This window comes from Pseudomonas sp. zbq_18, from assembly GCF_043102245.1.
Taxonomy (GTDB): domain Bacteria; phylum Pseudomonadota; class Gammaproteobacteria; order Pseudomonadales; family Pseudomonadaceae; genus Aquipseudomonas.
In genome coordinates this window covers 17,380-40,420 of record NZ_JBICIT010000006.1, presented here as the reverse complement: position 1 = coordinate 40,420, position 23,041 = coordinate 17,380, and the positions used below count along the sequence as shown (strand labels likewise).

General features: G+C 63.9%; 23 protein-coding genes. 11 read left to right on the top strand and 12 right to left on the bottom strand.

All coding sequences use genetic code 11. The features are described 5' to 3' along the window. Positions 1–13: 13 nt before the first annotated feature. Complete coding sequence (gene rep, locus ACF8C6_RS04645; protein ID WP_392498219.1) at positions 14–2,035, top strand: DNA helicase Rep; 2,022 nt, start codon at positions 14–16, stop codon at positions 2,033–2,035. 85 nt (positions 2,036–2,120) lie between these two features. Next, positions 2,121–2,693 (top strand): xanthine phosphoribosyltransferase, encoded by a 573-nt coding sequence (locus tag ACF8C6_RS04640; protein WP_392498218.1) that lies wholly within the window; start codon positions 2,121–2,123, stop codon positions 2,691–2,693. A gap of 65 nt (positions 2,694–2,758) precedes the next feature. Here the strand turns inward: ACF8C6_RS04640 and ACF8C6_RS04635 are convergent, their stop codons facing one another. The 5 genes from ACF8C6_RS04635 to dadA form a co-directional block, all read right to left on the bottom strand. Next, a complete protein-coding gene (locus tag ACF8C6_RS04635) occupies positions 2,759–3,181 on the bottom strand; it encodes a c-type cytochrome (protein WP_392498217.1) in 423 nt (140 codons plus the stop codon). 131 nt (positions 3,182–3,312) lie between these two features. Next, positions 3,313–3,861 carry a cupin domain-containing protein gene (locus ACF8C6_RS04630; protein ID WP_277688075.1) on the bottom strand — a complete coding sequence of 183 codons (549 nt, stop codon included), beginning with the start codon at positions 3,859–3,861 and terminating at the stop codon, positions 3,313–3,315. A 105-nt stretch (positions 3,862–3,966) separates the two neighbouring features. Next, on the bottom strand, positions 3,967–5,040 hold the full coding sequence (gene alr, locus ACF8C6_RS04625; RefSeq protein WP_392498216.1) for an alanine racemase: 1,074 nt from the start codon (positions 5,038–5,040) through the stop codon (positions 3,967–3,969). A 60-nt stretch (positions 5,041–5,100) separates the two neighbouring features. Beyond that, a complete protein-coding gene (locus ACF8C6_RS04620) occupies positions 5,101–5,451 on the bottom strand; it encodes a RidA family protein (RefSeq protein ID WP_392498215.1) in 351 nt (116 codons plus the stop codon). Continuing rightward, positions 5,426–6,724 (bottom strand): D-amino acid dehydrogenase, encoded by a 1,299-nt coding sequence (gene dadA / locus ACF8C6_RS04615; protein ID WP_392498214.1) that lies wholly within the window; start codon positions 6,722–6,724, stop codon positions 5,426–5,428. The genes ACF8C6_RS04620 and dadA overlap by 26 nt, the downstream gene beginning before the upstream one ends. A gap of 322 nt (positions 6,725–7,046) precedes the next feature. Between dadA and dadR the strand changes: the two genes are divergently transcribed. Beyond that, complete coding sequence (gene dadR / locus ACF8C6_RS04610; RefSeq protein WP_277688071.1) at positions 7,047–7,535, top strand: transcriptional regulator DadR; 489 nt, start codon at positions 7,047–7,049, stop codon at positions 7,533–7,535. Between the two features lie 14 nt (positions 7,536–7,549). Here the strand turns inward: dadR and ACF8C6_RS04605 are convergent, their stop codons facing one another. Next, on the bottom strand, positions 7,550–7,903 hold the full coding sequence (locus ACF8C6_RS04605) for a YkgJ family cysteine cluster protein (RefSeq protein WP_392498213.1): 354 nt from the start codon (positions 7,901–7,903) through the stop codon (positions 7,550–7,552). Between the two features lie 162 nt (positions 7,904–8,065). Here ACF8C6_RS04605 and ACF8C6_RS04600 point away from each other — a divergent pair, with 162 nt between their 5' ends. Then, a complete protein-coding gene (locus tag ACF8C6_RS04600; RefSeq protein WP_392498212.1) occupies positions 8,066–9,388 on the top strand; it encodes an NAD(P)/FAD-dependent oxidoreductase in 1,323 nt (440 codons plus the stop codon). 3 nt (positions 9,389–9,391) lie between these two features. On the opposite strand, the gene ACF8C6_RS04595 is transcribed toward ACF8C6_RS04600, so the two are convergent. Continuing rightward, positions 9,392–9,628: a DUF1127 domain-containing protein gene (locus ACF8C6_RS04595; RefSeq protein WP_392498211.1), complete on the bottom strand. Its 237-nt coding sequence runs from the start codon at positions 9,626–9,628 to the stop codon at positions 9,392–9,394. A gap of 158 nt (positions 9,629–9,786) precedes the next feature. Between ACF8C6_RS04595 and ACF8C6_RS04590 the strand changes: the two genes are divergently transcribed. Further along, positions 9,787–11,205 (top strand): PLP-dependent aminotransferase family protein, encoded by a 1,419-nt coding sequence (locus tag ACF8C6_RS04590; protein WP_392498210.1) that lies wholly within the window; start codon positions 9,787–9,789, stop codon positions 11,203–11,205. Here the strand turns inward: ACF8C6_RS04590 and ACF8C6_RS04585 are convergent. Together ACF8C6_RS04585 and ACF8C6_RS04580 are read right to left on the bottom strand one after the other, a co-directional pair. After that, positions 11,202–12,353, bottom strand: coding sequence for an MFS transporter (locus ACF8C6_RS04585; RefSeq protein ID WP_392498209.1), 1,152 nt, complete (start codon positions 12,351–12,353; stop codon positions 11,202–11,204). The genes ACF8C6_RS04590 and ACF8C6_RS04585 overlap by 4 nt on opposite strands. A gap of 129 nt (positions 12,354–12,482) precedes the next feature. After that, the gene (locus ACF8C6_RS04580) at positions 12,483–13,976 is read right to left on the bottom strand and encodes an aldehyde dehydrogenase (protein WP_392498208.1); all 1,494 of its coding nucleotides are present in this window, start codon (positions 13,974–13,976) and stop codon (positions 12,483–12,485) included. A 215-nt stretch (positions 13,977–14,191) separates the two neighbouring features. Between ACF8C6_RS04580 and ACF8C6_RS04575 the strand changes: the two genes are divergently transcribed. After that, entirely contained in the window at positions 14,192–14,557 is a 366-nt protein-coding gene (locus ACF8C6_RS04575) for a cupin domain-containing protein (protein ID WP_392498207.1), read from the top strand. Between the two features lie 129 nt (positions 14,558–14,686). Here ACF8C6_RS04575 and rpmG read toward each other — a convergent pair whose 3' ends face one another. Next, entirely contained in the window at positions 14,687–14,842 is a 156-nt protein-coding gene (rpmG, locus tag ACF8C6_RS04570) for a 50S ribosomal protein L33 (protein ID WP_021702025.1), read from the bottom strand. Between the two features lie 10 nt (positions 14,843–14,852). Next, entirely contained in the window at positions 14,853–15,089 is a 237-nt protein-coding gene (gene rpmB / locus ACF8C6_RS04565; RefSeq protein WP_039806568.1) for a 50S ribosomal protein L28, read from the bottom strand. A 321-nt stretch (positions 15,090–15,410) separates the two neighbouring features. Here rpmB and ACF8C6_RS04560 point away from each other — a divergent pair, with 321 nt between their 5' ends. After that, on the top strand, positions 15,411–16,985 hold the full coding sequence (locus ACF8C6_RS04560) for an ABC transporter substrate-binding protein (RefSeq protein ID WP_392498206.1): 1,575 nt from the start codon (positions 15,411–15,413) through the stop codon (positions 16,983–16,985). On the opposite strand, the gene radC is transcribed toward ACF8C6_RS04560, so the two are convergent. After that, positions 16,982–17,656, bottom strand: a complete 675-nt coding sequence (gene radC / locus ACF8C6_RS04555) for a DNA repair protein RadC (protein ID WP_392498205.1) — start codon at positions 17,654–17,656, stop codon at positions 16,982–16,984. The genes ACF8C6_RS04560 and radC overlap by 4 nt on opposite strands. 138 nt (positions 17,657–17,794) lie before the next feature. Here radC and coaBC point away from each other — a divergent pair, with 138 nt between their 5' ends. The 4 genes from coaBC (at position 17,795) to argB (ending at position 23,032) form a co-directional block, all read left to right on the top strand. Further along, entirely contained in the window at positions 17,795–19,003 is a 1,209-nt protein-coding gene (gene coaBC / locus ACF8C6_RS04550; RefSeq protein ID WP_392498204.1) for a bifunctional phosphopantothenoylcysteine decarboxylase/phosphopantothenate--cysteine ligase CoaBC, read from the top strand. Positions 19,004–19,026: 23 nt separating this feature from the next. Then, positions 19,027–19,482: a dUTP diphosphatase gene (gene dut, locus ACF8C6_RS04545; protein ID WP_392498203.1), complete on the top strand. Its 456-nt coding sequence runs from the start codon at positions 19,027–19,029 to the stop codon at positions 19,480–19,482. Between the two features lie 1,214 nt (positions 19,483–20,696). Further along, positions 20,697–22,100 carry a phosphomannomutase/phosphoglucomutase gene (gene algC, locus ACF8C6_RS04540; protein ID WP_392498341.1) on the top strand — a complete coding sequence of 468 codons (1,404 nt, stop codon included), beginning with the start codon at positions 20,697–20,699 and terminating at the stop codon, positions 22,098–22,100. Positions 22,101–22,123: 23 nt separating this feature from the next. Beyond that, complete coding sequence (argB, locus tag ACF8C6_RS04535; RefSeq protein WP_277688059.1) at positions 22,124–23,032, top strand: acetylglutamate kinase; 909 nt, start codon at positions 22,124–22,126, stop codon at positions 23,030–23,032. The last annotated feature ends 9 nt before the right edge of the window (positions 23,033–23,041 follow it).

Here is a 23,041-nt window from a genome sequence, read left to right as displayed (position 1 = left end):
CAATTCCTTTGCCATGTCCCGACTCAACCCTCGGCAGCAAGAGGCCGTGAACTACGTCGGCGGCCCACTATTGGTGCTCGCCGGCGCCGGCTCCGGCAAGACCAGCGTGATCACCCGCAAGATCGCCTACCTGGTGCAGCAGTGTGGCATCCAGGCCTGCCATATCGTCGCCATGACCTTCACCAACAAGGCCGCCCGCGAGATGAAGGAGCGTGTCGGCAGCCTGCTCAAGGGCGCCGAGGCGCGCGGCCTGACCGTGTCCACCTTTCACAACCTGGGCATGAACATCATCCGCAAGGAATACGCCCGCCTGGGCTACAAACCCGGCTTCTCGATCTTCGACGACGGCGACATCAAGGCCCTGCTGACCGACATCATGCAGAAGGAATACGCCGGCGATGACGGTGCCGACGAGATCAAGAACCTGATCGACAGCTGGAAGAACGACCTGATCCTGCCGGACGAGGCCCTGGCCAATGCCCGTGGCCCCAAGGAACAGACCGCCGCCATCGTCTACCTGCACTACCAGCGCACGCTCAAGGCGTACAACGCGGTGGACTTCAACGACCTGATCCTGCTGCCGGTGAAGCTGTTCCAGGAGCACGCCGACATCCTGGAAAAATGGCAGAACCGCATCCGCTACCTGCTGGTCGACGAATACCAGGACACCAACGCCAGCCAGTACCTGCTGGTGAAGCTGCTGGTGGGCATGCGCCACCAGTTCACCGTGGTCGGCGACGACGACCAGTCGATCTACGCCTGGCGCGGCGCACGGCCGGAGAACCTCAACCTGCTCAAGGAAGACTACCCGTCACTGAAGGTGGTGATGCTGGAGCAGAACTACCGCTCCACCAGCCGCATCCTCAAGTGCGCCAACATCCTCATCGCCAACAACCCACACGTGTTCGAGAAGCAGCTGTGGTCGGAAATGGGCGTGGGCGACGAGATCCGCGTGATCCGCACGCGCAACGAGGACGCCGAGTGCGAGCGCGTCGCCCTGGAAATCCTCACCGAGCATCTGCGCACCCAGCGCCCGTACAGCGACTTCGCCATCCTCTACCGCGGCAACTACCAGGCCAAGCTGATGGAGCTGAAGCTGCAGCACCACCAGATTCCCTATCGCCTGAGCGGCGGCACCAGCTTCTTCGCCCGCCAGGAAGTGAAGGACCTGATGAGCTACTTCCGCCTGCTGGTCAACCCGGACGACGACAACGCTTACCTGCGGGTGATCAACGTGCCGCGCCGCGAGATCGGCTCGGCGACCCTGGAGAAGCTCGGCAACTACGCCAGCGAGCGCGGCATCTCGATGTACGCCGCCAGCGACGAGCTGGGCCTCGGCGAGCTGCTCGACAGCCGCTACACCGAGCGCCTCTCGCGCTTCAAGCGCTACATGGACAAGATCCGCGAGCTGTGTGCCGGCAATGACCCGATCGGCGCCATCCGCAGCATGATCATGGACATCGACTACGAGAACTGGCTGCGTCAGAACGCCTCCAGCGACAAGGTCGCCGAGGCGCGCATGGGCAACGTCTGGTTCCTGGTCGAGGCGCTGAAGAACACCCTCGACAAGGACGAGGACGGCGACATGACCATCGAGGACGCCATCGGCAAGCTGGTGCTGCGCGACATGCTGGAGCGCCAGCAGGAAGAGGAAGAAGGCGCCGAGGGCGTGCAGATGATGACCATGCACGCCTCCAAGGGTCTGGAATTCCCCTCGGTGTACATCATCGGTTTCGAGGAGGAAATCCTCCCGCACCGCTCCAGCATCGAGGCCGACACCATCGAGGAAGAGCGGCGCCTGGCCTATGTCGGCATCACCCGCGCCAAGCGCAACCTGACGCTGACCTTCGCCGCCAAGCGCAAGCAGTACGGTGAAATCATCGACTGCTCGCCGAGCCGCTTCCTTGACGAGCTGCCGCCGGAAGACCTGGTCTGGGAAGGCCAGGAGGACGCGCCGGTTGAAGTCAAAGCCGCGCGCGGCAACGACGCCCTGGCCAATATGCGGGCACTGCTAAAACGCCCGGCAGGCTCGTAGAATACCGTCACTTCGTAGCCCGGATGCAGTCCGGGGAAACCGTCCCGGATTGCATCCGGGCTACGTTCAGCATGAGGACCACCGCGTGGAAGCGCTGAAACAGAAAATTCGCGAAATGGGGACCGTGTTGTCGGACCAGGTGCTGAAGGTCGACGCCTTCCTCAACCACCAGATCGACCCGGCGTTGATGCAGAAAGTCGGTCACGAGTTCGCCGAGCGCTACCGCGCCCAGGGCGTGACCAAGATCGTCACCATCGAGGCCTCCGGCATCGCACCGGCGATCATGGCCGGCCTGGAGCTGGGCGTACCGGTAATTTTCGCGCGCAAGTTCCAGTCACTGACGCTGAAGAACGAACTGCTGATCTCCAAGGTGTTCTCCTTCACCAAGCAGACCGAGAGCACCATTGCCATCTCCGCCAAACACCTGAGCGCGGCAGATCATGTGCTGATCATCGATGACTTCCTTGCCAACGGCCACGCCGCCAAGGCACTGATCGACCTGATCCAGCAGGCCGGAGCAAGTATCGCGGGTCTCGGCATCGTCATCGAAAAGTCCTTCCAGGACGGCCGCAAGCTGCTGGAAAACGAAGGCTATCGCGTTGAGTCGCTGGCCCGCGTCGCCTCACTGGAGAGCGGCCAGGTACGCTTCCTCGACTGAACCGCCACACGCAGAAACGACAAAGCCGCCCACAGGCGGCTTTGCAATGAACAGCACTGTTGCCGTTAGAGGCCCGACATCTTCTTGATGGCGGCCATCAGCTCGTCGTCCGAGCAGTCGGCACAGGTGCCTTTCGGCGGCATGGCGTTGATGCCGGAAATAGCCTTGGCCAGCAGGCCATCCAGGCCACCCTGCTCATCCGCGCGCTTCTTCCAGTCGGCGGTATCGCCAACCTTCGGCGCACCCAGCACACCGGCGTTGTGGCAGGCGCCACAGTGAGCGGTGATCACGTCGTCGGCCGACTTGGCACCACCACCAGCGGCAACGGCTACGGCACCGACGCCTTTGCATTCCTCACCCTGGATGCAGACCTCACCCACCGGCTTGATGCGCTCAGCGATTTCGTCGTTGGTCGCAGCCTGAGCGCCCACAGCCCACAGGGCCAATACGGCAGCTTGAGCCGCCAGGATCTTTTTGATCAGAGTCACGGTACACCCTCATTGGCTATTCACGCCCGCGGCCACGGTTTCGCAGGCGGGCGCCAGTATAACGGTTAGGTCGCCAGGCCGAAACAACCCAACTTGTCGCAGGGGCATCGCCTGCGACAGGCGACGTATTGTCAGAAATTGGCCGGCGTGGTGGCACTGATCAGCCGCGCCGGCTTGTCATAGGGATTACGGAAACGGTGCGGCTTGGTGCTATCAAAGTAATAGCTGTCGCCCGGCTCCAGCACGAACACCTCGCTGCCCACGGTCAGCTCGAGGCGCCCGTCGACCAGCATGCCGGCCTCCTCGCCATCATGATTAAGCATCTCGTCGCCGGTATCGGTGCCCGGCGGATAAATCTCGTCAAGGAAGGTGATCGTGCGATTGGGATGCGCCTTGCCGATCAGTTTCATGGTCACGGCGCCACTGGAAAGGTCGGTCAGCTCGTTGGCCCGATAGACCACTTGAGTCTGGTTGTCCTGCTCCAGGTCAAGTGAGAAAAACTCCACCAGCGACATGGGAATGCCGCCAAGCACCTTTTTCAGCGAGCTGATCGAGGGGCTTACGCTGTTCTTCTCGATCATCGAAATGGTGCTGTTGGTGACGCCCGCCCGCTTGGCGAGCTCACGCTGGGATAGGCCTTTGAGTTTGCGTATAGATTGCAGTCGAACACCGACGTCCAATGCGGGAATCCTCCTTGGGGAACAGGCACGGTTGGTTCGCCGTATCATGGCAACAGTGTTCAGTATTTACAACACAACGTCCGCAATTAGCTTGCAGACGGGCCGCTAGCCCCCGGAATAGAGGCGTGGCACTCGTTTCAGATTGCAGAACAACTGGTAGGGGATGCTGCCGCAACCATAAGCCACATCGCTGGCCAGCACCTCACGCCCCCACAATTCGACCCGGCTGCCGAGCCCAGCCTGGGGCAGATCGGTGAGGTCGACGGTGAGCATGTCCATCGATACCCGGCCAATCAGGCGCGTGCGCACACCGTCAACCAGGACAGGCGTGCCAGTCGCAGCATGCCGTGGGTAGCCGTCGGCATAGCCCATGGCGACCACACCGACGCGGGTTGGGCGCTCGGCGACGAAGCGCGCGCCATAGCCCACCGGCTCGCCGGCCGGCAGCTCGCGCACACTGATGATTTTCGACTCCAGGGTCATGACCGGCTTGAGTCGCGCCGCCTGCTCCTGGGGCTGCTCGAAGGGGGTGGCACCGTAGAGCATGATGCCCGGGCGCACCCAGTCACTGGGCACGCTCGGCCAGCCGAGGATGGCCGGCGAGTTGCGCAGGCTGACCTCGGCCTGCAACTCGCCGCGCGCCTGCTGAAAAATGTCCAGCTGCTCGGCGCTACGCGGGCAGTCCAGCTCGTCGGCACGGGCGAAATGGCTCATCAGCACGATCTTCTCGACCTTGCCACTGGCCTGCAGGCGGGCATGAGCGTCGCGGTACTCGGCCGGATGCAGGCCGACACGGTGCATGCCCGAGTCCAGCTTCAGCCACACCCGCAACGGGCGCGACAGGCGGGCCTGCTCGATAGCCTCGACCTGCCAGGGCGCGTGCACCACGCACCACAGCTGGTGCTGATCAATCAGGCTCAGTTCGCTGGCTTCGAAGAAGCCTTCGAGTAGCAGGATCGGCGCACGAATACCGGCATAACGCAGCTCCAGCGCCTCTTCGATGCAGGCCACGGCGAAGCCGTCAGCTTCTGCCTCAAGCGCCTGCGCGCAGCGCACTGCGCCGTGGCCATAGGCGTCGGCCTTGACCACCGCCAGGGCCCTGGCGCCGCTGACCTCACGGGCGAGGCGATAGTTGTGACGCAAGGCTTCGAGGTCGATCAGGGCTCGGGCGGGACGCATGGCGGCTACTTCATTCGGTTAAAAAAAGCCCGGCGGGGGTGCCGGGCAAGTCAGGGTTGCTCAGTTCTGCGCGGCGACGACCATCATCTCCACCAGGACGCGCGGGTCATACAGCTTGGCCTCGACGCAGGCGCGAGCCGGGGCGGCGCCCTCGGCGACCCAGGCATCGTAGACCTCGTTCATGCCGGCATAGTCGGCCATGTCCTTGAGATAGATGGTCACCGACAAGATCTTCGACTTGTCACTACCGGCCTCGCCCAGGAAGCGGTCGATGCTGGCCAGGGTCTGGCGGGTCTGCTCACGGATATCGCCGGTGTAATCGTCAGCCAGCTGGCCGGCCAGGTGGACTACGCCGTTGTGGATGACGATTTCGCTGAAGCGCTTCTCAGTGCGCAGGCGCTGGATGGACATGCTTGTGAGTCTCCTTGGTCTTGCCGTAACGGGAAATATCCAGGCCTTCAGCGCTGATCTGCGGCCGCTTGTTCGCCATCAGGTCGGCGAGGAAGCGGCCGGAGCCGCAGGCCATGGTCCAGCCAAGGGTACCGTGCCCGGTATTGAGGAACAGGTTGCGATAGGTCGTGCCACCAACGATCGGAGTGCCGTCCGGAGTGGCGGGGCGCAGGCCGGTCCAGAACTCAGCCTGCTTGAGGTCGCCACCCTGGGGGTAGAGATCGCTGGTGATCATCTCCAGGGTTTCGCGACGAGCCGGATTGAGGCTCAGGTCGAAACCGGCGATCTCAGCCATGCCGCCAACACGAATGCGGTTGTCGAAACGGGTGATGGCGACCTTGTAGGTCTCGTCGAGAATGGTCGAGTTCGGCGCCATGTCCGGGTTGGTGATCGGCACGGTCAGCGAGTAGCCCTTGAGCGGGTAGACCGGCGCCTTGATGCCCAGCGGCTTGAGCAGTTGCGGGCTATAGCTGCCGAGGGCCAGCACGTAGCGGTCGGCGGTTTCCAGCTTGCCGTCGATCCACACGCCGTTGATGCGGTCGCCAGCGGCATCCAGGCGCTCGATGTTCTGTCCAAAGCGGAACTCGACGCCCAGCGCCTTGGCCATGTCGGCCAGCTTGCTGGTGAACATCTGGCAGTCGCCGGTCTGGTCGTTGGGCAGGCGCAGGGCGCCGGCCAGCTTGTGCTTGACCCCGGCCAGGGCCGGTTCGACGCGGGCGATGGCGTCACGGTCGAGCAGCTCGAAGGGCACGCCGGAAGCCTCCAGCACGGCGATGTCCTTGGCCGCGGCGTCGACCTGGGCCTGGGTGCGGAACAGCTGGGTGGTGCCGAGCTGGCGGCCTTCATAGGCGATGCCGGTCTCGGCGCGCAGCTCGTCGAGGCAGTCGCGGCTGTACTCGGACAGACGCACCATGCGCTCCTTGTTCACGGCATAGCGGGCGGCGGTGCAGTTGCGCAGCATCTGTGCCATCCACAGGTACTGGTCGATATCGGCAGTGGCCTTGATCGCCAGCGGCGCGTGCTTCTGCAGCAGCCACTTGATGGCCTTCAGCGGCACGCCCGGGGCGGCCCAAGGCGAGGCGTAGCCCGGCGACACCTGGCCGGCGTTGGCAAAGCTGGTTTCCAGGGCCGGACCGTTCTGGCGGTCGACCACCACCACCTCGAAGCCGGCACGGGCCAGATAGTAGGCACTGGCGGTACCAATCACACCGCTGCCGAGCACCAGAACACGCATCTTTGCCTCCCCGCCGCAGGCTGGCCTGCGAGCGTTTGTTATTTTGACCATAGATGAGCGAAGTATAGAAACTCAGCGACAGAAATATTCACTATATAAAGGTCTAATTTCGGCGTTTGATCTTGATTCAGAGCCATTAAACAGGACTCACGCAGACGATATGGCTGGGATTAAAGCCTATTGGCAGTGAATTATCCCGCCATCGTGCGACACTGAAGAACGGCAGACGGAGCTGATCTGCCGCAGTGTTTTTCGCCATACCCGAAGCTATATTGGCCGATGAACTCCGGCGCATGATGCGCCCAACCAGAGACTTTCCCCCATGCGCACCCAACATCAGAGCCGCCGCGAACTGGACAAGATCGACCGCAACATCCTGCGCATCCTGCAGGAGGATGGCCGCATCAGCTTCACCGAGCTGGGCGAGCGGGTTGGCCTGTCCACCACGCCCTGCACCGAGCGGGTCCGGCGTCTGGAGCGCGAGGGGATCATCATGGGCTACCACGCCCGCCTCAATCCGCAGCAGCTCAAAGCCAGCCTGCTGGTGTTCGTCGAGATCAGTCTGGACTACAAGTCCGGCGATACCTTCGAGGAGTTTCGCCGCGCCGTGCTCAAGCTGCCGCACGTGCTGGAGTGCCACCTGGTGTCCGGCGACTTCGACTATCTGGTAAAGGCACGCATCAACGAAATGGCCAGCTACCGCAAGCTGCTCGGTGACATCCTGCTCAAGCTGCCACATGTGCGCGAGTCGAAGAGCTATATCGTCATGGAGGAAGTGAAGGAGTCGCTGACCCTGCCGCTGCCCGAGTGAGGCTCGCGGCCTGGCTAGACCAGGCGCTGGCGGGTACTGGCAATCAAACGGTGCACCTGCTGCTCGACCTCAGCCGCCACCGGCTCTTCAGGCCCGCGCCCGCGCGGGCATGGCAAGCTCGGCGTCGTGCCGAACAGGCGGCAGATCAGCGGTCGCTCCTCATACACCGTGCACCCCTGCGGCCCGAGGTGCACACAGTTGAATCCGGCCAGCGCCGCATCGTGCTCGGCCACGCTCTTGACCGGCAGGCGCGCCAGCTCCTCCGCGGAGGCCGTGACCGGACCGCAGCAATCGTGACAGCCCGGCTCGCAGGCGAACCCCGGGATCTGCCGCCGCAGGTAACTGATCTGGCGATTAATGCAACTCATGTGTAACTCCGACACGACATGTGCACATGTGTATTCGACGGGCTCCAGCGGTCGCATTCAAGGAGAGGGACGACAGTTTTTCCCGCCAGCCTCTTGGCGAGCCCCGCGAGCCGCGCTTATCCTGCGTTAAATTTTAACAACACCTCACTCAGGATTTCGCACATGAACGCCCGGCTCAACCAGCCCGTACACAGTGACCAACATGCCGCCTCCTACTACGCGGCCACGGTCAACCGTCAGCTGGCGCAGCCGCCCCTGCGGGGCGAACAGGTCGCCGATGTGTGCATCGTCGGCGGCGGTTTCACCGGCCTCAATACCGCCATCGAACTGGCCAAAAAGGGCCTGTCGGTCGTCCTGCTGGAGGCCCACCTGATCGGCTGGGGCGCCAGCGGCCGCAACGGCGGCCAGCTGATTCGCGGCGTCGGCCATGGTGTCGAACAATTCGAGAACGTGATTGGCAGCGATGGCGTGCGTCAGCTCAAGCTGATGGGCCTGGAGGCCGTGGAGATGGTTCGCCAGCGCGTCGAGGAGTTCCAGATCGACTGCGACCTGACCTGGGGCTACTGCGACCTGGCCAACAAGCCGGCCCATCTGGAAGGCTTCGCCGAAGACAAGGCCGAGCTGGAAAGCCTGGGCTATCGCCACGAGTTGCGCCTGCTGCAACCCGGCCAGATGCACGAAGTGGTCGGTTCCAACCAGTACTGCGGCGGCATGATCGACATGGGCTCCGGCCACCTGCACCCGCTCAACCTGGCCCTCGGCGAAGCGACCGCCGCGCTGTCGCTGGGCGTGAAGCTGTTCGAGCATTCGCCTGTCACTCGCATCGACCACGGCCCCGAGGTCAAGGTACATACCGCCCAGGGCGTGGTGCGGGCGAAGAACCTGGTGCTGGCCTGCAATGCCTACCTCAACGGCCTCGACCCGACCCTGGGTGGCAAGGTGCTGCCGGCCGGCAGCTATGTGATCGCCACCGAGCCACTGGGCGCGGAGCGCGCACGCAAGCTGATCCCGCAGAACATGGCGCTGTGCGACCAGCGTGTGGCACTGGACTATTACCGCCTGTCCGCCGACAACCGCCTGCTGTTCGGCGGCGCCTGTCACTATTCCGGGCGCGATCCGGCAGACATCGCCGCCTACATGCGGCCGAAAATGCTGAAAGTCTTCCCGGAACTGGCCGACGTGCGCATCGACTTCCAGTGGGGCGGCATGATCGGCATCGGCGCCAACCGCCTGCCGCAAATCGGCCGCCTGAAAGACAAGCCCAACGTGTTCCACGCCCAGGCCTACGCCGGCCACGGCGTCAACGCCACCCACCTGGCCGGCAAACTGCTGGCCGAGGCCATCGCCGGCCAGAGCGGCGGCCAGTTCGAACTGTTCGACAAGGTACCGCACATGACCTTTCCCGGCGGCCGCTACTTCCGCTCGCCACTGCTGGCTCTGGGCATGGGCTGGTATCGCCTCAAGGAAGCGCTCGGCCTGGTCTGACGCTCAGTCCCGCCACAGGGTCCAGAACGGGCGCTCGGCCTCGCCGAGCGCCTGGGCCCGGGTCAGGCCGATATCCCGCAGCTGCTCGTCGCTCAGGCGCAGCAGCCCCCTGCGAGAACTCAGCCGCCGGGAGAAGGCCCGCCAATGCCCCAGCAGCATCAACGCACTGGCCAGCAGGCTCGCCTTGCCTGCGCCAAGCTGCGGCACCAGCTCCTCATTACGCTCGTAGGGGGGCGACATGACTCTCTCCTTGCAGCTACCTGGATGGAGAGCCATGATGCAGAACGCTGAAATCAGGATACAGATTCAAGAAATGGTCTTTTCAGCCATACAGATCGCGTAGAGCCCCATCTGAATCCTGATTTTTCTCTGCATCTGTATGGTCAACGGAACCGGACATGCTCTACCGCCATCTCGCCGAGATACTCGGCGAGCGCATCGAACAAGGGCTTTATCGCCCCGGCGACCGCCTGCCCTCGGTACGCGCCCTCAGCCAGGAGCACGGTGTCAGCCTGAGCACCGTGCAGCAGGCCTATCGCCAACTGGAAGATCGGGGCCTGGCCACACCACGCCCCAAATCCGGCTATTTCGTACCGGCCAGCCGCCATGCCCCCGCACTGCCCGAGGTCAATCACACCGTGCAGCGCCCGGTCGAGATCTCCCAGTGGGATCAGGTGCTGGAACAGATCGGCAGCGCTCCGGACGAGCGCATGATCCAGCTGGGCCGCGGCCGCCCGGATATCAGCAGTCCGACCCTCAAGCCTCTGCTGCGCTCGCTGTCGCGCCTAAGCCGGCGCCAGGACCTGCGCGGCCTGACTTACGGCAGCATCTACGGTGATCGCGGCCTGCGCGAGCAGGTCTCGCGCCTGCTGCTGGACTCCGGCTGCCATATCGGCGCCGATGAGATCGTCATCACCACCGGCTGCCACGAAGCACTGTCGGCGGCGATCCGCGCCATCTGCGAGCCTGGCGACATCGTCGCGGTGGACTCGCCGAGCTTTCACGGCGTGATGCAGGCACTCAAGGGCTTCGGCATGAAGGCCCTGGAACTGCCCAGCGACCCGCTCACCGGGATCAACCTGCAAGCCTTGCAGCTGGCCCTGGAGCAGTGGCCGATCAAGGCCATCCAGCTCACCCCGACCTGCAACAACCCGCTCGGCTACATCATGCCGGAGGCCAACAAGCGCGCCCTGCTGACCCTGGCCCAACGCTATGACGTGGCGATCATCGAGGACGATGTGTACGGCGAGCTGGCCTACCGCTACCCGCGCCCGCGCACCATCAAGTCGTTCGACGAAGATGGCCGCGTGCTGCTGTGCAGCTCCTTTTCCAAGACCCTGGCGCCCGGCCTGCGCATCGGCTGGATCGCCCCCGGCCGCTACCGCGAGCGGGTGCTGCACATGAAGTACATGGGCACCGGCTCCACCGCCCAGCTGCCGCAGCTGGCGCTGGCCGAATTCATCGCCGGCGGCCACTACGAGCCGCACCTGCGGCGCATGCGCGCGCAATACCAGCGCAGCCGCGACATCATGATCGACTGGGTGAGCCGCTACTTCCCGAACTCAGTGAAGATCAGCCAGCCGCAGGGCAGCTTCATGCTCTGGCTGGAGCTGCCCGAACACTTCGACAGCCACCGCCTCAACCGCGAGCTGCAGCCACAGGGTGTGCAAGTGGCCACCGGCAGCATCTTTTCCGCCTCCGGCAAGTTCCGCAACTGCCTGCGCCTGAACTACGCCGCGCCGCCCGACGCCAGCATCGAACAGGCCGTGCGTCTGGTCGGCGAGACCGCCAGGCGCCTGCTGGAAAATGCGAACTAACCGCCCTGCACCTGAGGGTCGGCCGCGATCTCGGGACGTCGATAGGTCAACCAGACAAAAACGGCCGCCCCCACCGCCATCAGCAGCGGCAGCGCATGGCCAGTCAACCACTGGCTCAGCGCCCCGGTGAGCAGCGGGCCGATCAGGCAACCAAGCCCCCAGAGCTGCGAAACATGGGCATTGGCCCGAACCAGCTCATCGTCACGGTACAGCTCGCCAATCAGAATTAGCGACAGCGTGAACAGGCCGCCAGCGCTAGCCCCGAACAGCACCCACAGCGGCCAGATCAGTGGCGTATGCAGCAGCAGTGGTATTGCCAGGCTGGAAGCCAGCAACACCAGGCCGCAACTGCGGAACAGGGTTCGCCGCGACATATGGTCCGCCAGCCAACCAATGGGCAGTTGCAGTACGGCATCGCCCACCACCACCACACTGACCATCAGTAACGCCACTTCCTGGGTGAAGCCTTCACGCAAGCCGTAGATCGGCAGCAAAGTCAGCATCATCGCCTCGAAGGCCGCGAACAGCATCACCGCCCAGGCAATGGTCGGCAAACGCGTACAAAACCCCCACAGTCCACGCCCGGAAGCGCTATGTGCATCGACCCGGGGCGCCCCGCTGCGCCCCAGCAGCACCAGGGAACCGAAGATCAGCAGGCCCGTACCCGTCCAGAAACCCAGGTCATTGCCGGTTCCCAGCACACTGAGCAACAGCGGCCCGGAGAGCTGACTCAGCGCATAGCCCGTGCCATACAGCGCCACCAGACGGCCCCGCCACTGTTCCACCGCCAACTGGTTGATCCAGCTTTCGCCAAGGATGAACACCACCGTCAACGCCACACCGAGGAACAGACGCAGCCCCAGCCAAACCGGGTAGTGCTGCACGAGCGCCAGCAGCGCCACCGACACTGCGCCGAGCAGCAGGCACAACTGCATCACCAGGGTGGTGCCAAAACGCCCAGCCAGGCGCCCCGCCAGCAGGGCGCCGAGCAGTACGCCAATCGCCGGGGTCGCCGCCATGACGCCGATCGCGAAGTTGCCATAGCCCCAGCTTTCCAGGCGCAACGACACCAATGGCATGGTCACGCCCAATGCTAGACCGATACTGATCACCGCGGCACAGACCGCGAAATAGGTACCCCAACGCATAGCCAGAATCCTTTGCGGCAAAGCAAAACGGCCAGGCTTCCCCAAGGAAACCCGGCCGCAGGTGTGGCTCACAGGGAGCCGGCCCCGAAGGGCGGACCTTCAGGCGCCGCAGCGCCCGTCAATCGATGCTTACAGCTTGATCCAGGTGGACTTGATCTCGGTGTACTTGTCGAAGGCGTGCAGCGACTTGTCGCGGCCGTTGCCGGACTGCTTGAAGCCGCCGAACGGCGCGGTCATGTCACCCATGTCGTACTGGTTGATCCACACGCTGCCGGCACGCAGGGCCTTGCCGACCAGGTGCGCCTTGGACAGGTTGCTGGTCCAGACGCCGGCAGCCAGACCGTAGATGGTGTCGTTGGCGATGGCCACGGCTTCTTCAGTGGTGTCGAAACCGATCACCGACAGCACCGGGCCGAAGATCTCTTCGCTGGCGATGCGCATGGCATTGGTCACGCCGTCGAAGATGGTCGGCTCGACGTAGGTGCCGCCGGTCTCTTCCAGCACGCGCTTGCCGCCGGCCACCAGCTTGGCGCCGTCGTCGTGACCGGCCTGGATGTAGGCCAGTACGTTGTTCATCTGGGTGGTGTCGACCAGGGCACCGACGTTGGTCGCCGGGTCCAGCGGGTTGCCCGGCTTCCAGGCCTTGATCGCCTCGACCACCATCGGCACGAACTTGTCCTTGATGGAGTTTTCCACCAGCAGGCGCGAACCGGCAGTGCACACTTCGCCCTGGTTGAAGGCGATGGCGCCAGCGGCGCCTTCGGCAGCGGCCTGCAGGTCCGGGGCGTCGGCGAAGACGATGTTCGGGCTCTTGCCGCCGGCCTCCAGCCACACGCGCTTCATGTTCGATTCGCCGGCGTAGACCATCAGCTGCTTGGCGATCTTGGTCGAACCGGTGAACACCAGGGTATCGACGTCCATATGCAGGGCCAGGGCCTTGCCCACGGTGTGACCGAAGCCCGGCAGGACGTTGAACACGCCTGCCGGAATGCCGGCCTCAATGGCCAGCTGAGCAATGCGGATACCGGTCAGCGGCGACTTCTCGGACGGCTTGAGGATGACCGAGTTGCCGGTAGACAGGGCCGGGCCGAGCTTCCAGCAGGTCATCAGCAGGGGGAAGTTCCACGGCACAATGGCAGCAACCACACCAACCGGCTCGCGGGTGACCAGGCCCAGTTCGTCGTGCGCAGTGGCGGCCACTTCGTCGTAGATCTTGTCGATCGCTTCGCCGCTCCAGCGGATGGCACGCGAAGCTGCCGGCACGTCGACGCTCAGCGAGTCGCTGATCGGCTTGCCCATGTCCAGGGTTTCCAGCAGGGCCAGCTCTTCGGCATGCGCGTCGATCAGGTCAGCGAAACGGATCATGATCTCCTTGCGCTTGACCGGCGCCAGGCGCGACCACACGCCGGACTCGAAAGTAGCGCGGGCGTCCTTGACCGCCAGCTCGGCGTCAGCGCTATCGCAGCTCGCGACCAGACCGAGCAGGCGGCCATCGACCGGGCTGATGCATTCGAAGGTGTCAGCGGCGACCGCCTCGGTGTATTCGCCATGGATGAAGGCACGGCCTTCAATCTGCAGGCTCTTGGCGCGCTGTTCCCAGTCGGCACGGGTCAGGGTGGTCATGCGGGAGATCCTCGGTGAAAGCGTGTGGCAAATAGACAACACGCACTGTCAATTATTCTGCCAGGCCGATAGCCGGCCTTCGTGCAGGCAACACTAAACCAGAGCAGGCTGGATTTTCAATATTTTTGACACGAGCGCAGCGTAGCGCCTTGAATGTTCGTTTTATCAAACATAGACTGCGGCACAAACCTGCCTCACAACAACAGGATATCGCCATGCACATCGACCAGATCGTCGACTTCGCCACCGCCGGCAGCGCGCCGGAGCACTATCGCCCGGCCGCCGAGAAAATCCTCAAGGGCGATCCCGAGCAGAGCGTACGCAACCACTATGGCAGCCCGTGCGGACAGTTCAACGTCGGCATCTGGGAAGGCGCTGTGGGCCAGTGGACCATCAACTACACAGAACACGAGTACTGCGAGATTCTCCAGGGCGTGTCGGTGATCCGCGATGCCGACGGCAATGCCAAGACCGTGCGCGCCGGCGACCGCTTCGTCATTCCTGCCGGCCTCACCGGCACCTGGGAAGTGCTGGAGCCTTGCCGCAAGGTCTACGTGATCTTCGAAGCCAAGGCCGAGTGATCCGCACACCGTCTTGATCCTGCGTCACCCTGTTGGCCCGCCTATCAGCGGGCCTTTTTTTGCCTTCACTTTTCTGCGGGCAAGAAAAAACCCGCCGAGGCGGGTTTCTTCACACAAGGGCCGGATCAATTACTTGATCTTGGCTTCCTTGTAGGTCACGTGCTTACGGACGACCGGATCGTATTTCTTGATCTCGATCTTGTCCGGGGTGGTGCGCTTGTTCTTGTCGGTGGTGTAGAAGTGGCCGGTACCGGCGCTGGACACCAAACGGATCAGTTCACGCATGATTGACTCCTTAAACCTTTTCGCCGCGGGCGCGCAGTTCGGACAGAACTACGTCGATGCCGCGCTTGTCGATGATACGCATGCCCTTGGCGGAAACGCGCAGACGCACGAAGCGCTTCTCGGACTCGACCCAGAAGCGATGGTGCTGCAGGTTCGGCAGGAAACGACGACGGGTTTTGTTGTTTGCGTGGGAAATGTTGTTCCCGGTTACCGGACCCTTACCGGTAACTTGACAGACTCTCGACATGCCTCAGCCCTCTAAACCACATGCCCAACCCGGCATGGGTTGGCCGCTTGAACTCAATAGTCATTTGGCGCTCAGCGCCGCGTTTCTTGGAGGTCTTACCAGCGTTTTGCGTTACCGCAGAGCCGGGCCCCTAGAAAAGAGCGCTGCTTTATACCAGAACACCTACCCCCTAGCAAGGACAGATAGAGAACCGAAAAGGCCTGCGCGCCAGGAGCTGCGTCGTTCCGGCCCGCAGAGAGAAAGACCGCTCGTCGCCGGATTTCATTGTCCGCGCCAGCATCGTGGTCTAGGGTAGGCCTCTCGATGATCGGAGGACTCGCCATGCGCCTAGCCACCCTACCCCTGCTGCTCGCCCCGCTACTGAGCCAGGCCGCCACCCTCAGCGTGTGCAGCGAAGCCAGTCCGGACGGTTTCGACGTGGTGCAGTACAACTCCCTGACCACCACCAACGCCTCGGCCGATGTGCTGATGAACCGCCTGGTGGACTATGACGCCACAGCTGGCCAGCTGGTGCCCAGCCTGGCCGAACACTGGGAAGCCTCCGCCGACGGCCTGAGCTGGATCTTCCAGCTGCGCCCCGGCGTCAAGTTCCAGCGCACTGAATGGTTCACCCCGAGCCGCGAGCTGAATGCCAACGACGTGCTGTTCAGCTTCCAACGCATGCTCGATCCGAGCCACCCCTGGCACAAGGTGGCGACCAGCGGCTACCCGCACGCCCAGTCGATGCAGTGGCCCAGCCTGATCGAGCGCATTGAGGCGCCTACGCCGATGAGCGTGCGTTTCGTCCTCAAGCACCCCGACGCAACCTTCCTCGCCACCCTGAGCATGGGGTTCGCCTCTATCTATTCCGCCGAGTACGCCGACCAGCTGCTGGCCGCCGGCACCCCGGAACAGCTCAACAGCCAGCCCGTGGGCACCGGCCCCTTCGCGCTCAAGCGCTTTCAGAAGGATGCGGTAATCCGCTACACGGCCAACCCTGACTATTTCGCCGGCAAGCCCGGCGTCGACAACCTGGTCTTCGCCATCACCCCGGACGCCAACGTGCGCCTGCAGAAGATCAAGCGCGGCGAATGTCATATCGCGCTGTCGCCCAAGCCACTGGACGTGCAGGCGGCACGCGAGGATGACGCATTGCAGGTCAGCGAGACGCCGGCCTTCATGACCGCCTTCGTTGCGCTCAACAGCCAGCATCCACCGCTGGATAAGCCGCAGGTGCGCCAGGCGATCAACCTGGCCTTCGACAAGGCCAGCTACCTGCAAGCCGTGTTCGAGGGCAGTGCCAGCGCCGCCAACGGCCCGTACCCACCCAACACCTGGAGCTATGCCGAGGAGCTGCCCGGCTACGCCCACGATCCGTCCAAGGCCAAGGCGCTGCTGGCCGAAGCGGGCCTGGCGAATGGTTTCCAGACCACCATCTGGACCCGCCCCTCGGGCAGTCTGCTCAACCCCAACCCAACCCTGGGCGCACAACTGCTGCAGGCTGATTTGGCCAAAGTGGGTATTCAGGCCGAGATCCGCGTGATCGAATGGGGCGAGCTGATCCGCCGCGCCAAGGCTGGCGAGCATGACCTGCTGTTCATGGGCTGGGCCGGCGACAACGGCGACCCGGACAATTTCCTCACGCCACAATTCGCCTGCGCCTCGCTGCAGTCCGGCCTGAACTTCGCCCGCTACTGCAACGACAAACTGGACCAACTGATCGCCGAAGGTAAACGCACCAGCGACCAGAACCAACGCACGGCCCTGTATCAGCAGGCCCAGTCCATCATCCAGCAGCAGGCGCTGTGGCTGCCGCTGGCCCACCCCACCGCCTTTGCCCTGCTACGCCAGGGCGTCGAGGGTTACCAGACCAATCCGTTCGGCCGCCAGGACTTCTCGAAAGTCCGACTGGACTAGCACCAACCGTACTCGGCCATGGACAGTGGCTCACCGTCGCCGACGATGAAATGGTCGAGTACGCGCACCTCGATCAGACCGAGCGCCTCCTTGAGCCGCTCGGTCAGCAAACGATCCGCCTGACTCGGTTCGGCGATCCCGGATGGATGGTTGTGCACCAGAATCGCCGCCGCGGCGTTGTGGAACAGCGCGCGCTTGACCACCTGGCGCGGATAGACGCTGGCACCGTCGATGGAGCCGAAGAACAGTGCCTCAAAGCAGATCACCCGGTGCTTGGCATCGAGGAACAGGCAACCAAACACCTCATGGGGCTCATGGCGAAGGCGCGCCTTGAGGTAGTCGCGCACCGCCTGAGGGCTCTCCAGGGCAGAGTCTCGACGCAGGCGCTCGGCTAGATGACGCCGCGCCATCTCCAGCACCGCCTGCAACTGGGCGAACTTGGCCGGGCCCAGACCGAGACGCTGACTGAACGAATCCAGATCCGCCTCCAGCAAAGCCCGCAAACTACCGAAGTCGCTCAGCAGATGGCGCGCCAGATCCACCGCACTCTGCCCGGCCACACCGGTACGCAGGAAAATCGCCAGCAACTCGGCGTCGCTCAGCGTCGCCGCCCCCTGCTCCAACAGCTTCTCCCGCGGGCGTTCCGCCGCAGGCCAATCGCGTATGCTCATGACATCTCCCTGTCTGTCGGCCCGCTGTTCCGGCGCAGGCCCTGTGCTATCTTAACCCGGCTTTTTTTGCCGCGATGGCTGGCCTGGGGAGGTGTCGCATCGCGTTGCTATCCACACCACACTATTAAAGGCAGGCCTATGCAGCGGCTGTATCGGAAACGCATCGTCCTGGGCGTCGGCGGCGGCATCGCCGCTTACAAAAGCGCGGAACTGGTTCGCCGCCTGCGCGACCAAGGGGCCGATGTCCATGTGGTCATGACCCGCGGCGGCCGCGAGTTCATCACACCGCTGACCCTCCAGGCCCTGTCCGGCCACCCCGTCCATCTCGATCTGCTCGACCCGGCTGCCGAAGCCGCGATGGGCCATATCGAGCTGGCCAAGTGGGCCGATCTGGTACTGATCGCCCCCGCCACCGCCGACATCATGGCGCGCCTGGCTCAGGGCGTGGCCGACGACCTGCTGAGCACACTGGTACTGGCCACCGACGCCCAGGTCGCTCTGGCGCCGGCAATGAACCAGGCCATGTGGCGCGATGCTGCCACACAAGCCAACGCCGAGACCCTGGCCAAGCGCGGCTACCACCTGTTTGGCCCAGCCGCCGGCAGCCAGGCCTGCGGCGATGTCGGCCCGGGGCGCATGCTGGAGGCCGACGAGCTGGCGCAGCGTGCCGCCGACTGCTTCCAGTGGCAGGCCCTGACCGGCAAGCACGTACTGATCACCGCCGGCCCGACCCAGGAAAACATCGACCCGGTGCGTTACATCACCAACCACAGCTCCGGCAAGATGGGCTTCGCCCTGGCCGAGGCTGCCGTGGAAGCGGGCGCCAAGGTAACCCTGGTCACCGGCCCGGTGCATCTGCCGACACCGGATCGGGTCAACCGCATCGACGTGGTCAGCGCCCGCGATATGCTCGCCGCCTGCGAAGCGGCCATGCCCTGCGACCTGCTGATCGCCTCCGCCGCTGTCGCTGACTACCGTCCGGAAGTGGTCGCCCCACAGAAGATGAAGAAAGACCCCACCACTGGCGAAGGCCTACTGCTGCAGTTGGTGCGCAACCCGGACATCCTCGCCACCATTGCCGGGCGCGCAGATCGTCCGTTCAGCGTGGGCTTTGCCGCAGAAACCGAACACCTGCTGGACTATGCTGCGCGCAAGCTGAAGGACAAGAACCTCGACCTGATCGTCGCCAACGACGTGGCCAACCCAACCATCGGCTTCAACAGCGAAGAGAACGCCATCACCGTAATCGACCGCGCGTTGCAGGCCACCCCCTTCGCCCAGACCAGCAAGAGCAAGATCGCCCGCCAACTGGTGGCATTCATTGCCGAGCGCCTCGCGAGCACCTGATCCACTGACGCCAAAGGCCTTACATGCACGCACTGCAAGCCAAGATTCTCGACCCACGCCTGGGCAGCGACTTCCCCCTGCCACAGTACGCCACCCCCGGCTCGGCCGGTCTCGACCTGCGCGCCATGCTCAAGGAAGACACCGTGCTGGAACCGGGGCAGACCCTGCTGATCCCGACCGGTCTATCGATCTACATCGCCGACCCGAGTCTGGCCGCTCTAGTGCTGCCGCGTTCCGGCCTGGGCCACAAGCATGGCGTGGTACTCGGCAACCTGGTCGGCCTGATCGACTCCGACTACCAGGGCGAGCTGATGGTGTCGTGCTGGAACCGCGGCCAGACGGCCTTCAACATCGCCGTGGGCGAACGCATTGCCCAACTGGTACTGGTACCGATCGTGCAGGCACATTTTGAACTGGTCGAAGAGTTCGACGCCAGTCAACGCGGTGCCGGCGGATTTGGCCATTCCGGCAGCCACTGAGTCACGGAACGCATTGCCCAGGGAGACCACGCGTGAAACTGTCGAAGCGCAGCAAGGAAAAACAGCAGCCGATTTCCGCCCCGGTAGAGCAGCCAACCAGCAAAACCGGTAATGACCAACAGGCGCTGTTGCCTGGCGCCCTGGCGGCCCTTGGCGGGATAGTGCTTGCCGGGGTGCTGCTGGCCATCACCCTCGGTGGCCATGAGCAGCAACAGCAGCAGGCACTGGTGCAGGCCTGGGGCAGCAGCCAGGCCAATGCCCTGCAGCAGGCCCAGCAGCAACTGCAGGCCGACACCCAGGCAGCCGCCAGCAACCCTGCGCTGCTGGCCGCCCTGCAAAGCGCTGATCGCGAGCAAATTGTCGCCGCCGAGCGCAGCCTGCAGCACTGGCAAGGGGTGGTCGACGCCCATTTGAATGGCCCTGGGCGCGCCGTGTTGGACGTCGGCCGCAGCGGGCCGATGAACTTCGCCGCCCTGGACATGCTCCGTCGCCTGGAAAACGGCCAGGCGCCAGCCATGGAGGCTTACAAAATCGGTGAGCGCTGGCTGGTCTACAGCGCCGCGCCCCTGCGCAGCCCGGGCAGCGATCGCGCCCAAGGCACCCTGCTGTTGGTGGTCGACCTGCAACGCCTGCTCAACACCCTGCCACCACTGCCCGAACAGATCGGCCAAATACGCCTGAGCCAGCAGTTCGCTTCGGCGGCACCGCAAGTCCTGATGCAACAGGGCACTGCCAGTGATGCCACGGCGCAGCGCTTCGATACGGGCAATGCCAACTGGCAACTGGAGTTCACTCCCGGCCCGGAGCTAAGCAGCAGAACACCCTCGCTCATGATCCTGGCCATCGCCGGCCTGCTGGCACTGGCCGGCGCCCTGCTTGGCCTGGTGCTGACCCGCAACCACCTGCTCGCCCGCCTGCGCGGCGACGTACAGCAACTGGCCGGGCTGGTTCAGGAGCTTTCCGTTGGAAAGTCGGTCAAAGCCTTCAGCCTGCATTTTGCCGCCCTCGACGGCCTGGCGCAGAGCCTGGCGCGCCTGTCGCGCCCCAAACAAGAAGCCTCCAGGCAGGAGGCCGGCAGTCCCACCACACCTGCCAAACCGGCAACAGCGCCCCAGCCAGACCCTCTGGCCGACCCGCTGTTCCAGGCCACCGATATCCTCGATATCGACATACTCGACGAAGACCAGGATCTCCTGGGACTGGAGCAAACTTCCATGGATAGCGCCGTGCAACAACAGACCCCGCCGACACTCCCCGCCACCATCTTCCGCGCCTACGACATCCGCGGCGTGGTCGGCGACACCCTGACCACCGAAGCGGCCTACTGGATCGGCCGCGCCATCGGCTCGGAAAGCCTGGCCAAGGGCGAGCCCAATGTGGCCGTTGGCCGCGACGGCCGGCTGTCCGGCCCGGAGCTGGTCCAACAACTGATCCAGGGCCTGCTCGACTGCGGCTGCCAGGTCACCGACATCGGCATGGTGCCGACCCCGGTGCTGTACTTCGCCACCCATGTACTGGAAGGCAAGTCCGGGGTCATGCTCACCGGCAGCCACAACCCGCCGGACTACAACGGCTTCAAGATCGTCATCGCCGGCGACACCCAGGCCAATGAGCAGATCCAGGCCCTCAAGGCACGCATCGACAACAACGATCTGGCCAGCGGCGTCGGCAGCGTGCAGCAACTCGATGTACTCGATCGCTACTTCAAGCAGATCCGCGATGACATCGCCATGGCCAAACCGCTGAAGGTTGTCGTCGACTGCGGCAACGGTGTGGCTGGGGTCATCGCACCCAAGCTGATCGAGGCCCTGGGCTGCAGCGTGATCCCGCTGTACTGCGAGGTGGATGGCAACTTCCCCAATCACCACCCGGACCCGGGCAAGCCGGAAAACCTCAAGGACCTGATCGCCCGCGTGCAGAGCGAAGGTGCCGACCTCGGCCTGGCCTTCGATGGCGACGGTGACCGCGTTGGCGTAGTGACCAACAAGGGCAACATGGTATTCCCAGATCGCCTGATGATGCTGTTCGCCAAGGACGTGGTATCGCGCAATCCTGGCGCCGACATCATCTACGACGTGAAATGCACCCGCCGCCTGGGCGCACTGATCAGCGGCTATGGCGGCCGCCCGGTAATGTGGAAAACCGGCCACTCGCTGATCAAGAAGAAAATGAAGGAAAACGGCGCCCTGCTGGCCGGCGAAATGAGCGGCCACATCTTCTTCAAGGAGCGCTGGTTCGGTTTCGACGACGGCATCTACAGCGCCGCGCGCCTGCTGGAAATTCTCAGCCAGGATCGCCGTGACGCCGAGCATGTGTTCTCCGCCTTCCCGGTGGATATCTCCACCCCGGAGATCAACATCACCGTCACCGACGAGAACAAGTTCCGCTTGGTCGAGCGCCTGCAGCGCGACGGTGTCTGGGGCGAAGCCAACCTGACCACCCTGGACGGCGTACGCGTCGACTATCCAAAGGGCTGGGGCCTGGTACGCGCCTCCAACACCACGCCGGTACTGGTGCTGCGCTTCGAGGCGGAAACCGAGGATGAGCTCAAGCGCATCCAGGAAGTGTTCCGCGCCCAGCTCTACAGCATCGCCCCCGACCTCAACCTGCCGTTCTGATCTGCCCCGGAGCCCGTTTTGCCATGACCCTCAATCGTGATGCCGCCACCAACATCGCCAAGGTGCTGTCCGAAGCGCTGCCCTACATCCGTCGCTTCGTCGGCAAGACCCTGGTGATCAAGTACGGCGGCAACGCCATGGAGAGCGACGAACTAAAGGAAGGCTTCGCCCGCGACATCGTGCTGATGAAGGCCGTCGGCATCAATCCGGTGGTGGTGCATGGTGGTGGCCCGCAGATCGGTGACCTGCTCAAGCGCCTGTCGATCGAGAGCCACTTCATCGACGGCATGCGCGTCACCGACGCGCAAACCATGGACGTGGTGGAGATGGTGCTCGGCGGCCAGGTCAACAAGGACATCGTCAACCTGATCAACCGCCACGGTGGCAGCGCCATCGGCCTGACCGGCAAGGATGCCGAGCTGATCCGCGCCCGCAAGCTGACCGTCACCCGCCAGACGCCGGAGATGACCCAGCCGGAAATCATCGATATCGGCCATGTCGGCGAAGTCGCCAGCGTCAACACTGACCTGCTCAACATGCTGGTCAAGGGCGACTTCATCCCGGTAATCGCCCCGATTGGCGTAGGTGCGCAAGGCGAGTCGTACAACATCAACGCCGACCTGGTGGCCGGCAAGGTGGCCGAAGCACTGAAAGCGGAGAAGCTGATGCTGCTGACCAACATCGCCGGTCTGATGGACAAGCAGGGTGAAGTCCTGACCGGCCTGACCACCGAACAGGTAGACGAGCTGATCGCCGACGGCACCATCTACGGCGGCATGCTGCCAAAGATCCGCTGCGCTCTGGAAGCCGTGCAAGGCGGCGTCACCAGCGCGCACATCATCGATGGCCGGGTGCCCAATGCAGTGCTACTGGAAATCTTCACCGACAGCGGTGTCGGCACCCTGATCAGCAATCGCAAACGCCACCACTGAGTAACGAGA